The sequence below is a fragment of the Hymenobacter rubidus genome (assembly GCF_016734815.1).
Lineage (GTDB): Bacteria > Bacteroidota > Bacteroidia > Cytophagales > Hymenobacteraceae > Hymenobacter > Hymenobacter rubidus.
Map to the genome: position 1 here is coordinate 1 of NZ_JAERQF010000014.1, position 13,047 is coordinate 13,047.

Here is a 13,047-nt window from a genome sequence, read left to right on the forward strand (position 1 = left end):
CCGGGCAGGGTCAGGTCCACGAGCACGCAGTCGTAGCGGTAGAGCTTGATTTTCTCGTGGGCCTGGGCGTAGGTGGCCGCCTGCTCGCAGCGGTAGCCGTCGCGCTGCAGGTGGTCCACCAGCGAGGTGCGCAGGGTGGGCTCGTCTTCTACGATTAGAATTTTCACGATGACTATTTCCGGTTACTTACTGGCCAAGCTAAGCCCAAAATCTAACGGGAATTGGTAGCCGCTCCTGGCCGCACTTCCGCCCGCTCGCCACCGCCGGGGGGGCTTCCCGCGCCAGACGGGCCGCGGCCCGTCCGTTCCAGTACAGTCGGGCCTCGCCCCAGACGTGGCGCAGCTGCATAAAATAGCGGGCAAACAGCAAATGCAGACCGCCAACCCAGCCCAGCGAACCCACCCAGCCGGCCAACACGTCGGAGGGGAAATGGACGCCCAGGTATACGCGCGACCAGCCCATACCCAGGGCCCACAGAGTCCCCAGCACCAGGGCCGGCCGGCGAAAGCGGGTGCGCCAGAGCATTACGCCGAGGGTAGCAGCCAGCGCCGCGGCCGCCATGGAATGCCCGCTCGGGAAGCTGTACGAAGTTTCCGGGGACAGTGACACCCATAGTGCCGGCCGGGCCCGGCTGAGTATGTATTTGGCAAACAGGTTGAGCAGGCCGGCCCCGCCCACTGCCAGCGCGAAGAAGCCCAACGCCCGGTACTGCCGTACCAGCAGCAGGCCCAGGATAATCAATCCTTCCAGCACGAGCGTGGCCCAAGGCCCCCCGGCGCGGGCAAACCAGAGCGCTACGGCGTCCATTGTGGGGGAAGCGTGGGCGTGCAGAAATTGTAAAATGGACTGGTCGCCGGGGAAGCCGTTGCCCTCCCAGATTTCTTCGGCAATTTCCAGGAATAAGAGCCACGGAGCTAAGAACCCGAACACCAAGCCCAGCAAGAGCCGCAGGTGGCGGCGCAATACGTGGCCGAGAAAAGCTAATACAGCAGGGAGTGGCATCACGTGGGCTTACGAGGCGACTATTGTGTGCGTTGGCAGCCTGTCGGCCGAGGCCGTGCAAGCGGGCTACGGAGTCCCTTTGAATTGACTTCCCCGTTGCAACGCCCAGATGCGCAAGGTATCGGTAGTTGGTTGCCCTTCCGAACCCGAGAAGTTGGTCAATCGCGGCTACCATCATATCCTGTTGGCGGTCAAGTGCTTTTGCAGCTTGGGCTTTGGAGATGGCCCAGGAACTGCCCATTGCCGACTACCTTGACAACCCCCTGACGCAGCGGCAGGTAGCGCGTTTTCTGGCGCAGCACTTCGCGGCGTAGCCGCAGCGCGGTAGCACCGGGCACCGGGCCGCCCGGCGCCTGTGTTAAGTGGGCCGTCGCACGATGAACGTCGTGCCCCCGCCCGAGCCTTGGGGAGAATGGACAGGCTGGCAGAACCCGGCCGCTGCCTCTCACACCGTGAAAAAAGCCCCGCGCGGCAACACGAAGGTCCGCCCGCCGTACCCTTGACAGTTCTACCGGCTTCGTTGGAGCACTGACTACCCCCGTTTATGCCACAGCTTTCCAGCATTCTGCTGGTCGATGACGACCTGACGACCAACTTCCTGAACAAAACGCTGCTCACCCGGCTCGGGGTAACGCAGCAACTGCTCTTTGCCGAGAATGGGGTAGAAGGGGTACTCGTTACAACGGGGCGAAAAATTGCGTTAAGGGTCTCGCCATCTCACTAAGCCGGCCTGAAGTAAATCATTGATTCGTGAGACGACAATAAAAGGCACATTGCTGATTAGTTAGGGCCGCTTTCTACCCCGTTCCTGCTTGCCTCATAAAACGAGCGTTTATTGAGACACCAGCGAAGTGTATTGATAAACAATACGTTGCGGCTTAGCGTAATTTTCCGCCCCGTTGCAACGAGAACCCCGGAAACAGCTCGGTGAAGGCCGGGTTGAAGTAGTCGATGCGGTGGTCGGGCTCGCGCAGCAGCACGATGGCCACCGGCGTCTGCTCGAAAATCTGGTACAGGTCCTGCCGCTGCTGGGCCTGCCGCTGCACCACGGCCAGCATGGCGGTTTGCAGCGTGTCGGCCTGCTTGCGGGCACGCACCTTCTCGGTCACGTCCAGAATAAACACGAGAATGCCCTGGGGCTCCGGCTGCCCGTTGAACAGCGGCTGGTAGATAAGGTCCACGTAGTGCTGCACCGGCTGCCCGGTGGCGGGGTCGGGCAGCATGAGCGCCGTTTCGGCGCCGCTGAAGGGCTGGCCGGTGGCGTATACCTGGTCGAGCAGGGCAATGAAGCCCTGTTCCTTCAGCTCGGGCACGGCCTGGGCCACGGTGCGGCCCAAGGCCGTGCGCCCCCCCGTGCGCGCCTGGTACTGGTCGTTGAAGAAGGTGTACCGGTGCTCGGGGCCGCTGAGCGTGGCGATGGCGGCGGGCACCTGGCCCAAAATCTGGCGCAGCAGGCCCTGCTGCACCCGAAGCTGCTCGCGCTGGTGCTCGGCTTCGTGCAAGGCCGCCCGGGCTTCCGCCGAGCGGGCCGTGACGCGCATTTCCAGCTCGTCGTTGAGCTGCTTCAGCTGCTGGCGGGCGCGCACCTGCTCGCTCACGTCGTGGCTGTAATCGAGCACGCCATTTACGCGGCCCTGCGCATCGCGCAACGGGTGCAGCAGCAGGTTGAGAAACACCTGCTGGCTGCGCTGCCCACCGCCGGTGAAGTCCAGCCACACTTCCAGCTCCTCCACGTAGTAGGGCTCCCCGGTGCGGTACACGCGCTCCAGTAGCGCGGCCACGCCCTGCGCTTCGGCTTCGGGCAGTACCTCGCGCAGGGGGCGGCCAAAGAGCTGCGCCGGGGCCGGAAAGTACCGCTGATACGTTGCATTGGTGAAGGTGTAGACCAGCTCCGACCCTTCGTACACGGCCACCAGCGCGGGCAGGTGCATGAGCACGTCGTAGAAGCGTTGGCGGCCGGCCTCGGCCTCGGCCCGCGCCGCCAGCTCGCGCGCCTGGCTCTGGCGCAGGGCGTCTTCCACGGCCGAGCGGGGCTGGTCGTTGGTGTCGGTGAAGCTCACCAGCAGCCGCGCCCCCTGCCGCCGGGCCGCCAGGTGGAAGTAGCCGTCGAGGCTGTCGTGCTGGTAATTAAAGGACTCGCGTTTGGGTTCGCCCGATAGAAAGGCGTCGCGGTAAAACGCGAAGATGCCGGCCGGCGCGGCCGTGGGAAACAGCGTCAGAAACGACTCGGCGGGGCGCTGGGGCAGCCGCAGCATCTGTTGGGCAGCGGGGTTGAGGTACTCATAAGCCAGGTCGGTGATGGTCGCGCCGGTTGCGTCGTACACGGGCCGGAACAGGATGAAGCCGGTCAAGGCCACTTCCAGCAGCGCGAGGGAAAAATCGTCGAAGCCCGCCAGGTCGAAGGGGAGGGACGAAGCAGGCATATCGGGCATTGGTGGCGTGGGAATACATCTACTAAGGTACAGGCTGCTGGTTACGAAGCGAGCGGCATTTGTGGTTGTTATACCATCAGCCCTAGTTGTTCCCCGCTGGTACGAGTTCTTGCGCTAGCCCAATCAACAAGCTCATCCATAGATGGGGCGTTAACCGCCTGATTTATAGTAAAAAAAGGTACAAATCACAATTGCATTTGTGCCTTTTTTTACTCTGTTTGTAGGCAGGCCATCCCTGATAACGAGCCACCTGCCCAATAGCACTTTTTATACTCCGGCCGCTATTTACCAGCCGGCGCGGCCTGCGATTTACGCAACCCGACCACCGTGAGAAACAAGCCCCCGGGGTTGGTGGATGCCTTCACTTTACCAGTTTTGAGCTTATAGCAGAACGAGAACAACTCGTCTACCATCCGCGCTTCGCTCAGAATCTGCTCAATTAGCCGGGTATCCCGAATATCGAGCTCCGCCAGCCGCTGGCGGGCCATCTGCAGCCGCGAATCGTCCAGGGGCTGCTCAAAAGGAAGTGGCAGCTGCTGGGGCTCCTGCTGTTTGATTTGAAAGCGAATGCTCTCAAAAGAGCGGCCCTTCTTAATGAGCTCATAGCCAATGTGCAGGTCCGTATTCTGGTTGATTTGCGTCACAGCCACGTCAAGCACATACTTCTGAAACATGGACACTTTGGTATACTGCTCCGCCTCAATGCCCTTCGGGTCTTTCAAAGCCAGCATTACTTTCAGGTCGTGCAGGGTGAAGGTGCGCGTTTCAGACTTGTCCTTCCATTGCGAGGCAATCTGGTAGATGCGCTTGGCGTACTTGCTGCTTAGGCTAAAAGCCGCTTGCAAGCGGAAGGACGTAAAGTTGCGCTTTAAGTCGATGAGATACGGCCGAATCTTCTCCGAGATTTCCAACTCGATAACCCCCTCACCCTTGATGTATTCGGCCGAAGCCAGCAAACCCACCTGCAGGATACGCTTGTTGTCTTCAATTACGTACTCCCGGCTGCGCAGCGCCGAGGTGGCTTCCAGAAATTGCTGGTAGTTCCACTGCCGGCCGGTAAGATGCTGAAGGTCCAGCACCTTCACCCGGTAGAAAGTGCCGATGCGGTCTTCCTTCTTCAGCAACGAGAGGAGATAGAACACAATGTCCATCTCGCAGGCGGTCATCTCGTAGCGCGCCGTGGTGATGGCGTTGTGCTGACGAATCTCAAGCCCGGTAGAATTGGCTATAGCAGCCGCAGTATCAAGAACTTGCATGGAGGTGGGAGAGTGGGAGGGTATGCGAAGATAACAAGGAGAAGTCAAAAGGAAAGCCCAAAAGAAAGTTTTAGCTTTTCACACTTTCTTTTCACTTATAAAACCTTTCCGCTGGACTTATAAAACCTTTCCTTTCGCTTATAATCCCTTCCCTTTAGACTTATAAAACCTTTCCTTTCACTTATAAAACCTTTCCCAAAGGCCTCCCTATTTACTGTTAATCAACACGTTACAAGCCCTACAAATAAGACAAATAACTAACAAATCTCACAAGCTTGTGATGCGGAGAAAAAAAAGGCTTTTAAGGAGTCTGGTACCACTCGGACGACACAGGGCGAAACAAGAAAACAACAGAAACAACCCGGCAACGATTAAAAAACAGTGATTGTACTTTAACAATAATTAATATTATATTCACGATAACACCTGGTTAGTACGCAGCTAATGGCCCTAAATTATCAATTTCGTTTCGAGTTGGATACCGCCCAACAAGCTAGCAACGAGATGATGTCAATACCGAAAAGAAAGGTTTTATAAGCCATGCAGCCAGCAGCGCCACCCCCTGGCATCTTCTGGCAAATCCACAGACAATCGGGCAAGTAAACGCCACTCACACCCGAAAGGAAAGGTTTTATAAGCCAGAAACTAGCTTCTCACTAGTTTTTAGTTAACTAAAAGGAAAGGTTTTATAAGTCAGCAATAGGTTTCCAGTCAGCTTTTTGGCCAGCTTTTAAGGAGCAAAAGGAAAGGTTTCATAAGCCATATGTGCCTTTTCAACGTCAGAAACGCCCATAATTCGCCATAAATCCAGCTGCTCTCTTTCCTTGGTAAAGCACCCCCGTGCCATGCAATACCTACACCACGATTAAGAAGCCGAAACCGGCGATTAGCTGCCTGAACTGGTTTCCAAATGTGCCAAGCCAGACCAATAGTGGTTCCCAAGCAACTGAAATGCCCTGATTGAACATGCCCCAACAGGCAACACTACCCAGCAGCTAGCGGCGGAAAAAGAATGCAGAATACAAGAGGGAAAAAGCGAATTGCGTAGCTGACCCAGCCCTTAATGCAATCAATTATTGACACTTTAATTTCAATAAAATTGAAACATTAATAGGCTTTTCGCGTTTAATAAGTATCAGCAACGCAGTAAAATGCCCTTTTATGAGCGCCAAACCGGAAGTCGTCGAAGAAGCTTACACCATCTTGTCCCAGCTAGGAGGCCGCCGCTTCCTGATGATGACCGGAGCCGACAAGCTCATGGCCGCCGGACGGACGGCCAGCAACCCCAATCCCTGGCTACGGATGGACTTGCGCCACAATCAGGCCCGGGTGAACCGCCTGAAAATTACCCTTATGCCCACCGACACCTACAAGGTGGAATTCTACCACCAAAAGCTGGTCGACTGGGAGCCGGTCATTACCAACCAGCAGACGTTTGAAATGGTGTACGGGGAGGATTTGCCCGCCCTCTTCACCTCGGTCACGGGCTACGACACCCACCTTTAGCCCCTGCCGGATGCGAGCCAGCGAGGCCCCCACCATCATCAACCCGGGCTGGAACCAGTACCGCAGCCGGGTTATCGCCGCCATTACCGACGTGGAAATGCTGATGCAGCAGCTGGGCAAGGGCCTCGACTCCGACGGCCTGACCGCCGAAGTGGCCCAGCGGCTCGGGCTGCGCATCGATACCCAGCCGGATTTCGACGTGCTCAGCGCTCTGGTGCGGGCCGTGCGCCCCATCGGCCGCGAGGCCCTGCGGGCCACCCGTGAAGACCAGGGCGGCCAGTTTTCTCTGCTACTAATTTAACCCCCATGCCATGCCCCAGCCCCTGGATTTAGTTGTTGGCGATGCCGTGTATTACGCCCGGGAGCGGGCCGTAGGCCTGATTTACACCACCTACGAGCGGGGCCGCCACGAGCGCCCCGGCGTGCAGCTACTGCTCAGCGATGGCCGCGACCTGAGTGGCTTCAGTTCCGAGGAAGCCGAGCAATTCCTACAACTGCTGGGTGATACGGGCCTGCGCTACGAGTTTGCCAACGTGGGCCAGCTGGCCCGCGACTACCAGCGCGGCGTGTTCGGCCAGGCCTTCCACAACGCCCGGGTGCTGTTGCTGGCGCGGGAGCTGGCCAGCCCCGGACCGCCCATTGCGTAGCCATTTTCTCCTTTTTGTTCTTCTTGCCATGCCCCCGACCACTCAGCACCCCCTGAATATTTCCGTTTTCGCCCCGCAGCTGGCTTATCTGGCCGTGGAGCAGCAACCGGCCGACTCCACCGAAGCGCAGCGCCTCGAGCAGCTGCGGCAGCTTATCGAGGCCGCGCCGGATACGACCGACCTGTGCGGGTTTGCCGACGCTGCCCGCCAACTACTGGGCCCCGGCTACCAGGTGCACTGCGGCAGCTCGCACGTCTGGATAAAGCGCGACGACCAGCCCGAGCGCCTGGCCATCGTGGCCGACCGCTACACCACCGCCTACCGCGAGTGGAACAGCCCGCAACAGGCACCGAGGCCGGAATAGCCACTTATAAAAAGTGGTTTTTCAGTTCCGGCTTTGCCTTAACTTACCTCTCCAACCCTGACTACGCCCCCCCATGTACAACTTTCCGAGCCTCACGAAAAAGGACTGGGTCACCGACTACGGCTTTCGCAAAGCCCTCGCAGCCGACCCCGGCACGATGAAGTTCGCCGGGCAGAACGTGGGGGCCGGCCGCCGCGACATCGTGGAATACTGGCAGCGGGAGAAAAGCCACTACCGGCTCTGGGAGTTGCTGCTTTACATGGGCAGCCACACCGTGCCGCAGACGGTGGCCTACTTCGACCTGCCGGCCGACACGGCGGAGTTTCTGCGCTGGGTCTACAACGAGGTGTCCCACGAGCAGCGCGAGCAGGTAGCGGAAATGGTGCAGGGCTTCGCCAGCGGCTTCGACCAGATGAATTTTTTCCCCTACGCCGAGCTGTACGCTGTCTGGCAGCGGGCCGACGAGCGTCAGGCCCGCGACGGCAACGTGCTGGTCTACCTCGACCGCATCACCGAGCCGGACGGGGCGGAAATTGTCCGCTACCAGGCACCCAGCTTTTTTGAATAGCCGAACTACGGGGCGGCGGGGGCCGTAATGTTGCAAAAATTGACTAATCTTTGCTCGTGTTAGACCTCTTTGCGGCCCCGGCTATGCTCAAACCAAGTTCCTATGATTCGCTGGCCGAACTCATTCACGCCCTGGGCATGCGCAGCGACACGGCCCGGCACATCGGCATCTCGCACAACACGCTGAATGTGCGGATGGCCAAGCCCGGCAGCTTCACGCTGGATGAGCTGGTGAAAGTAGCCGAGCTGGCCAAGTCCGACCTGCTCACCATGACCAGGCTGGCCCAGAAACAGATGGACAACCCCGTGGAGCCGCCCGCGCCGGCGCTGGGCCGCCCGCGCTTCAAGAAGAACCAGCCAGACGCCAGCTAGCTTTTAGTCAGCAAACGCCTAGCTCAGGCAGCAGCTGTACTACCATTCGCAGCCAGTTTCTGCACTTCACCCGCGACTTTTTACCACTCATCCTTTTTTCTCCAGAGGGCTAATTGGACTTGGTAGTTTCGCTGCGTACTAGCTACCCAGCATGAAGCTTATTATCGTCGAAAGCCCCAACAAGATTAAGAAAATCAAGGGCTATGCGGGCTCCGATTACGAAGTGGCAGCCTCCGTGGGCCACATTCGGGATTTGCCCGTGGGCGGGGGCGACATTGGGATTGACCGCGAGCACGGCCACGCCCTGAAATACGTCGTCAGCGACGATAAAAAAGCCGTGGTGGCCAACCTACGCCGCCTGGCCAAAGCCGCCGGTCCCCAGGGCGTGTACCTGGCTACCGACCCCGACCGGGAAGGCGAGGCCATTGCCTTTCACCTCTGCGAGGTGCTGGGCCTTGACCCGCGCACGACCAAGCGCATTGCCTTTCAGGAAATCACCGAGAAAGCCATCAGGGCCGCGCTGGCTGCGCCCACCACGGTGGACCTGCACCTAGTGCACGCCCAGGAGGGCCGCCGGGCCGTGGATAGGCTGGTGGGCTTTACCATCAGTCCGGTGCTCAACCGCAAGCTGGCGGCGGGCCTCTCGGCCGGCCGGGTGCAGTCGGTGGCCGTGCGCCTGGTGGTGGAGCGGGAGCGGCAGATTCAGCAGTTCACCGACGCGCTTACCGTGCCGGTGGTGGCCACTCTGCAGACCGGCCACGGCGAGCAGCTGCGGGCCCGGCGCACGGCCCTGCCCTTCGCCGCGCTCGACCAGGCGCAGGCCTACTTGCTGCAGGTCGGCCGCGGCGGGGGCTTTGGCGTGCTGAGCGTGGAGAAGAAGCAGGTGGAACGGCAGCCCGCGCCGGCATTCTCCACCTCGACGCTGCAGCAGGAAGGCGTGAAAAAGCTCCGGTTTACCGTGCAGAAGGTGTCGGACCTGGCCCAGAAGCTGTTCGAGGGCGGCCACATCACCTATATCCGCACCGACAGTGTGAATCTGGGTGAGGAAGCCACCCTGCAGGCCCGGGCGCAGATTACCGCGCAGTTCGGCGCTGACCAGTTCCAAGCCCGCCAGACCAAAAACAAGGACGGCGCGCAGGAGGCCCACGAGGCCATTCGTCCCACCCACTGGGAGCAGGCCCACGCCGGCGACACGCCCGACGAGCAGGCGCTCTACCGGCTGATTTATACCCGCGCCCTGGCCTCGCAGATGCTAGCCGCCCAGTACGACCAGACCACGATAACCCTCGCGCCAGCGGCCGATGCCGCTGACACCTACACCAGTTCCACCCGCGTACTCACCCGCCCCGGCTACCTGACCGTGTACCAGGATGCTGAGGAGGAGGGGGAGGAGTCCGATGACGAGGCGGAAACGACCCTCAAAAACTCGGTGCAGGAAGGCGAGGTCCTGACGCTGGTAAAGCTGGAGGCGCGGCAGAGCTTTGCCCGCCCCGCCAGGCGCTACAACGAGGCCACCCTGGTCGCGGATTTGGAAAAGCAGGGCATTGGCCGGCCGAGCACCTACGCGTCCATCCTGCGCACGATTTTCGCCCGCAAGTACATCGGCACCGGTAGCGTGGCAGGCAAGAAACTCACCGCGCAGGTCCTGACCTGGCAGGGCGGGCAGCTGACCACCAGCCAGCGCAGCGAGACGCTGGGCGCGGATAGGGACAAGCTGCTGCCCACGGCCACCGGCACCGAAGTCACGGAGTTTCTGGAGCGCAACTTCCCCAAGGTAATGGACTACAAGTTCACCGCCGGCTGCGAGGCCGTGTTCGATAAGATTGCCCGGGGTCAGCAGACCTACCAGCAGTTCGTGCCGATGTTCGACCAGAACCTGCTGGGCTGGGTGGCCGCCGCCGACCAGCTCACGCCGGACCGGGCCGAGCTGCAGAAGCGCCTCATAGGCCACTTCGAGGGCACGGAAATGCTGCTGGGCACCGGCAAAAACGGCCCATACATTCTGCACGCCGAGAAATACTATAATCTTCCCGAGGACGTCAGCCCCGCGCAGTTGAGCGAAGCGCAGGCCCAGGACCTCATCACCCAGCGCCGGGCGTCGGCCCCCCGCGAGGTGGGTCTGCATGAGGGCAAGCCGGTGGTGGTAGGGCAGGGGCCGAAAGGCGTTTACCTGAAGTGGCGCGAGCAGTATTTCAACGTGCCGGCCGGCATATCGGCCGCGGCCGTTACCCCGGCGCTGGCCGTCAATTACCTCATCAAAGCCCAGGCGGAGGCTGCCAAAAACGTGCTGGCCACCGTGGGCAAGTATACCATCGGCCGCAACGAGTGGGGCCTTTATGTCACCGATGGGGAGGTAAAAGCTAAGTTTAAGCCCGACTGTACGGAGGAGCAGGCCCGGGCCACGACGGCCGAGCAGGCCGCCGAAATGATTAAAAGCTACAAAGCATGGAAGAAGAAAAACGCGGGCCGGAAGTAGTGCCCCTAAGCTTTCCCGACCTGAGCCTGGCCTTGCCCTATCAGGAAGCGCTGCTCTACGCCCAGAATCGGTTGAAGATGATTGCGCGGGGCGGGCTACTGCCGTTTTGCGAGGCCCACAAGTTTCCCTACACCACCATCATCAACCTCAAAAACGGCAATTTAAAGAAGGAGGAGCCCCGGTTGCTGCACCGGCTGTTGCGCAGCCTCGACGTGCCGAACGAGCTGCTCCAGTTCCCGCCGAATAGTCCCAGCCAAAGATTTTTGCTGCCGGATGGGGCGGCGCTGGCTACTTTTCAAATGCAGATGGCTTGCCTCACTTCATCTGAATAAAATGCAGTTGTTGACGCACTGGCTTTCCTGCCAGCTGTAGGTGCGCTGATAAATCGGAATGATGAACTGTTTCGACGTTTGCAGAAACTTGAGGAGGTTGGCCTGCTTGGCTTTCATAAGGTCTTCTAGCAAATAGCCGGATTTATACGGAAAGCACATACACAGTGCTTTATCAAAAAAAGCCCCGTTGCTCTCACCGACGACAAGCTTGTAAGAGCTGGTTACAAACGATTAGTTATTGATATCCGCAGGTAATGCATCTGCCTCTGGCATAGGTGGCTGGTCAACTACTGGCGGAACGAAAAAAGCATTCAGAGCCCTGGCCAGCGGTGTAGCGGTATGTTGCAAGAAGTACAGATGGTCCGCATCAGTAGCTGGCAAGTTGGTAACATAGCGAGCAAACTTTGCTTTGTCTTCCAGCTTCACGCAGCAGCGAATGTAGCGAACTTGGTTTTCTGACAATCCTCGCTCCAGGCATTGGTCGAGTGGGGATTTGTCGAAGGCATTCGTTGCTGGCACTATATCTCGCCAATTCGGCCGTTCCTGTAGCCAATCCTGCTGTTCAGCATAATCCCATATAGCAGGTGGGAACAATTCCTCCAAGGCATATGGAAGTTTAAAGCCTGCCTGATAGATTGATAGAATATGTGGTGGCTTCGTATAGTCAAATAACTTGACTCTTCGATTTTGCTGTTGAGTATCAAATTTAGAGTCTTTGCGAACCCTCTCCTTACAGGTAACAGCGTCGCGGTCAGCATCCAGGAGTCCACCTGCCTGCTGGGGCTTGCGCGAATAAGCCCAGGCCAGCAACATATCGGCTACCCAGTTGTAACCACCGCTACGCTCTGTACGCAGCTCAATATCAGGAATACCATCCGGCACTAAAGGCAAATAGTGATTAAGCACGGTCTGGTCTGTCACACCCTCCAAGAATAATGTAGGCTTATCAGGCCGCTCCAAATGTTCAATGCGCTCCTGCGCTTGGATTAGGCTCGCAGCTGCTGCGGTGGCCCTCTCAACGTGTTCTTGAATATAAGGGGTAATTAGAGGTAGCATACCCATGTGCTGGTCGACTTCTCTAGTGTTGTCCAGGGGCACTATCTGGCTGCAATTATTATCGGCAGTTTTTACCAAGTATCCGCGGGCGTTTTCGCGACCAGCTAGGGCGTAGAAGGCAGGCGAGTGAGTAGTAGCCAACAATTGAATGGTTTGAGCGTACTCTAAAAACTCCTCGGCCAATGCGAATGCAGCCATTAGTTCCAAGTTATTTTCCGGCTCTTCATAGCCCCAAATAGTGCTGACTTTAACGGCACCCTTTGACTTGTTTTTATTAGCCTGTTCCGCTAGGAAATTCAAAATGATAGGAATGTGCCGGGATTTAATACCGTCGCCCCGCGCATCTAACGAGAAGGCAGCTTCTGAAGTACCTGTTTGAAAATCAAGGGTAGTGAACAACCCCTTCAAGTCACTTGGTAATCCGATAATGCTTTGTATGCCCAAGCGCTGTACAGTAGCCGCCGTTATTTGAGCCGTATTATCTCGTATTTTATCGATGAACTGCGTACCAGCATCTTTGATTTCTTTCTCGATGGTAGCCGTAAGTGTATCGTGTAAATCACCTAACAGTTGCTGAAAGTACGCTTGACTTTTGACGGCGGGCACGTACTTAAATATTAAGCTGTTCAACCAAGTAGCTAGCTTTCCCCTACTAGGAAGGCTACCGCCTTCGGCAAAAGCAACCTCGCTGGAATGCAGCCCCCCGATGCGCCAGACCTTCCGCCAACTGATAGGTTTGGCATCCTTATAATGGTTAGGTGGGGTAAATGTCAGTTTAACAACTATTTCCTTCGCTTTATTGACTCGTTCCGGGGCGAAAGCGCAGTAGTCCCGGGTGAAGAGGAAAGCTTTGCCTGGCTCAGTTTCATTGTTGAAAAACAAATTTAGCGCTCGCAGCAAGTTAGACTTTCCCGCGTCGTTACGCCCAACCAGCAGGGTCAAGTCCTTTGGCTCTAGTAGACAATCATCCAAAGAACGAAAATTGCGGATGCTTATGTGGCTGATAATCATGAGGTGAACAAAGCAGAGCGTGAATG

General features: G+C 58.1%; 15 protein-coding genes. 9 read left to right on the plus strand and 6 right to left on the minus strand.

Going from position 1 to position 13,047, the window contains the following annotated elements; all coding sequences use genetic code 11:
• Together JKL48_RS11400 and JKL48_RS11405 are read right to left on the minus strand one after the other, a co-directional pair.
• Positions 1-167: response regulator transcription factor (locus JKL48_RS11400; RefSeq protein ID WP_201982505.1), on the minus strand; the 167-nt coding region annotated here is incomplete at its 3' end.
• Between the two features lie 31 nt (positions 168-198).
• Positions 199-1,002, minus strand: a complete 804-nt coding sequence (locus JKL48_RS11405; protein WP_201982507.1) for a phosphatase PAP2 family protein — start codon at positions 1,000-1,002, stop codon at positions 199-201.
• A 544-nt stretch (positions 1,003-1,546) separates the two neighbouring features.
• Here JKL48_RS11405 and JKL48_RS11410 point away from each other — a divergent pair.
• A complete protein-coding gene (locus tag JKL48_RS11410; protein ID WP_201982508.1) occupies positions 1,547-1,726 on the plus strand; it encodes a hypothetical protein in 180 nt (59 codons plus the stop codon).
• Between the two features lie 154 nt (positions 1,727-1,880).
• Here JKL48_RS11410 and JKL48_RS11415 read toward each other — a convergent pair whose 3' ends face one another.
• Positions 1,881-3,425 (minus strand): PAS domain-containing protein, encoded by a 1,545-nt coding sequence (locus tag JKL48_RS11415; protein ID WP_201982510.1) that lies wholly within the window; start codon positions 3,423-3,425, stop codon positions 1,881-1,883.
• Positions 3,426-3,715: 290 nt separating this feature from the next.
• Positions 3,716-4,690, minus strand: coding sequence for a replication initiation protein (locus JKL48_RS11420; protein WP_201982511.1), 975 nt, complete (start codon positions 4,688-4,690; stop codon positions 3,716-3,718).
• A 1,161-nt stretch (positions 4,691-5,851) separates the two neighbouring features.
• On the opposite strand from JKL48_RS11420, the gene JKL48_RS11425 reads away from it, so the two are divergent.
• From JKL48_RS11425 to JKL48_RS11460, 8 genes are all read left to right on the plus strand, one after another.
• Positions 5,852-6,196: a hypothetical protein gene (locus tag JKL48_RS11425; RefSeq protein ID WP_201982512.1), complete on the plus strand. Its 345-nt coding sequence runs from the start codon at positions 5,852-5,854 to the stop codon at positions 6,194-6,196.
• 10 nt (positions 6,197-6,206) lie between these two features.
• On the plus strand, positions 6,207-6,497 hold the full coding sequence (locus JKL48_RS11430) for a hypothetical protein (protein WP_201982513.1): 291 nt from the start codon (positions 6,207-6,209) through the stop codon (positions 6,495-6,497).
• A gap of 10 nt (positions 6,498-6,507) precedes the next feature.
• Positions 6,508-6,843 carry a hypothetical protein gene (locus JKL48_RS11435; protein WP_201982514.1) on the plus strand — a complete coding sequence of 112 codons (336 nt, stop codon included), beginning with the start codon at positions 6,508-6,510 and terminating at the stop codon, positions 6,841-6,843.
• Positions 6,844-6,871: 28 nt separating this feature from the next.
• Positions 6,872-7,207 (plus strand): hypothetical protein, encoded by a 336-nt coding sequence (locus tag JKL48_RS11440; protein ID WP_201982516.1) that lies wholly within the window; start codon positions 6,872-6,874, stop codon positions 7,205-7,207.
• Positions 7,208-7,280: 73 nt separating this feature from the next.
• On the plus strand, positions 7,281-7,775 hold the full coding sequence (locus JKL48_RS11445) for a protein-tyrosine phosphatase family protein (RefSeq protein WP_201982518.1): 495 nt from the start codon (positions 7,281-7,283) through the stop codon (positions 7,773-7,775).
• Between the two features lie 56 nt (positions 7,776-7,831).
• Entirely contained in the window at positions 7,832-8,146 is a 315-nt protein-coding gene (locus JKL48_RS11450; protein WP_201982521.1) for a hypothetical protein, read from the plus strand.
• Between the two features lie 151 nt (positions 8,147-8,297).
• A complete protein-coding gene (gene topA, locus JKL48_RS11455; RefSeq protein ID WP_201982523.1) occupies positions 8,298-10,622 on the plus strand; it encodes a type I DNA topoisomerase in 2,325 nt (774 codons plus the stop codon).
• Positions 10,592-10,954, plus strand: coding sequence for a hypothetical protein (locus tag JKL48_RS11460; RefSeq protein ID WP_201982525.1), 363 nt, complete (start codon positions 10,592-10,594; stop codon positions 10,952-10,954). Before topA ends, JKL48_RS11460 begins: the two co-directional genes overlap by 31 nt.
• Here the strand turns inward: JKL48_RS11460 and JKL48_RS11465 are convergent.
• Together JKL48_RS11465 and JKL48_RS11470 are read right to left on the minus strand one after the other, a co-directional pair.
• Complete coding sequence (locus JKL48_RS11465) at positions 10,943-11,086, minus strand: hypothetical protein (protein WP_201982527.1); 144 nt, start codon at positions 11,084-11,086, stop codon at positions 10,943-10,945. The two genes, JKL48_RS11460 and JKL48_RS11465, sit on opposite strands and share 12 nt — an antisense overlap.
• A 99-nt stretch (positions 11,087-11,185) precedes the next feature.
• Positions 11,186-13,021 carry an ATP-dependent nuclease gene (locus JKL48_RS11470; protein WP_201982529.1) on the minus strand — a complete coding sequence of 612 codons (1,836 nt, stop codon included), beginning with the start codon at positions 13,019-13,021 and terminating at the stop codon, positions 11,186-11,188.
• Positions 13,022-13,047 lie beyond the last annotated feature (26 nt).

Coding starts and splice junctions, on each gene's coding strand:
- JKL48_RS11410 (WP_201982508.1), top strand. CDS start 1,547: ATGCCACAGCTTTCCAGCATTCTGCTGGTCGATGACGACCTGACGACC.
- JKL48_RS11440 (WP_201982516.1), top strand. CDS start 6,872: ATGCCCCCGACCACTCAGCACCCCCTGAATATTTCCGTTTTCGCCCCG.
- JKL48_RS11420 (WP_201982511.1), bottom strand. CDS start 4,690: ATGCAAGTTCTTGATACTGCGGCTGCTATAGCCAATTCTACCGGGCTT.
- JKL48_RS11405 (WP_201982507.1), bottom strand. CDS start 1,002: ATGCCACTCCCTGCTGTATTAGCTTTTCTCGGCCACGTATTGCGCCGC.
- JKL48_RS11425 (WP_201982512.1), top strand. CDS start 5,852: ATGAGCGCCAAACCGGAAGTCGTCGAAGAAGCTTACACCATCTTGTCC.
- JKL48_RS11435 (WP_201982514.1), top strand. CDS start 6,508: ATGCCCCAGCCCCTGGATTTAGTTGTTGGCGATGCCGTGTATTACGCC.
- JKL48_RS11445 (WP_201982518.1), top strand. CDS start 7,281: ATGTACAACTTTCCGAGCCTCACGAAAAAGGACTGGGTCACCGACTAC.
- JKL48_RS11430 (WP_201982513.1), top strand. CDS start 6,207: ATGCGAGCCAGCGAGGCCCCCACCATCATCAACCCGGGCTGGAACCAG.
- topA (WP_201982523.1), top strand. CDS start 8,298: ATGAAGCTTATTATCGTCGAAAGCCCCAACAAGATTAAGAAAATCAAG.
- JKL48_RS11460 (WP_201982525.1), top strand. CDS start 10,592: ATGGAAGAAGAAAAACGCGGGCCGGAAGTAGTGCCCCTAAGCTTTCCC.
- JKL48_RS11415 (WP_201982510.1), bottom strand. CDS start 3,425: ATGCCTGCTTCGTCCCTCCCCTTCGACCTGGCGGGCTTCGACGATTTT.
- JKL48_RS11470 (WP_201982529.1), bottom strand. CDS start 13,021: ATGATTATCAGCCACATAAGCATCCGCAATTTTCGTTCTTTGGATGAT.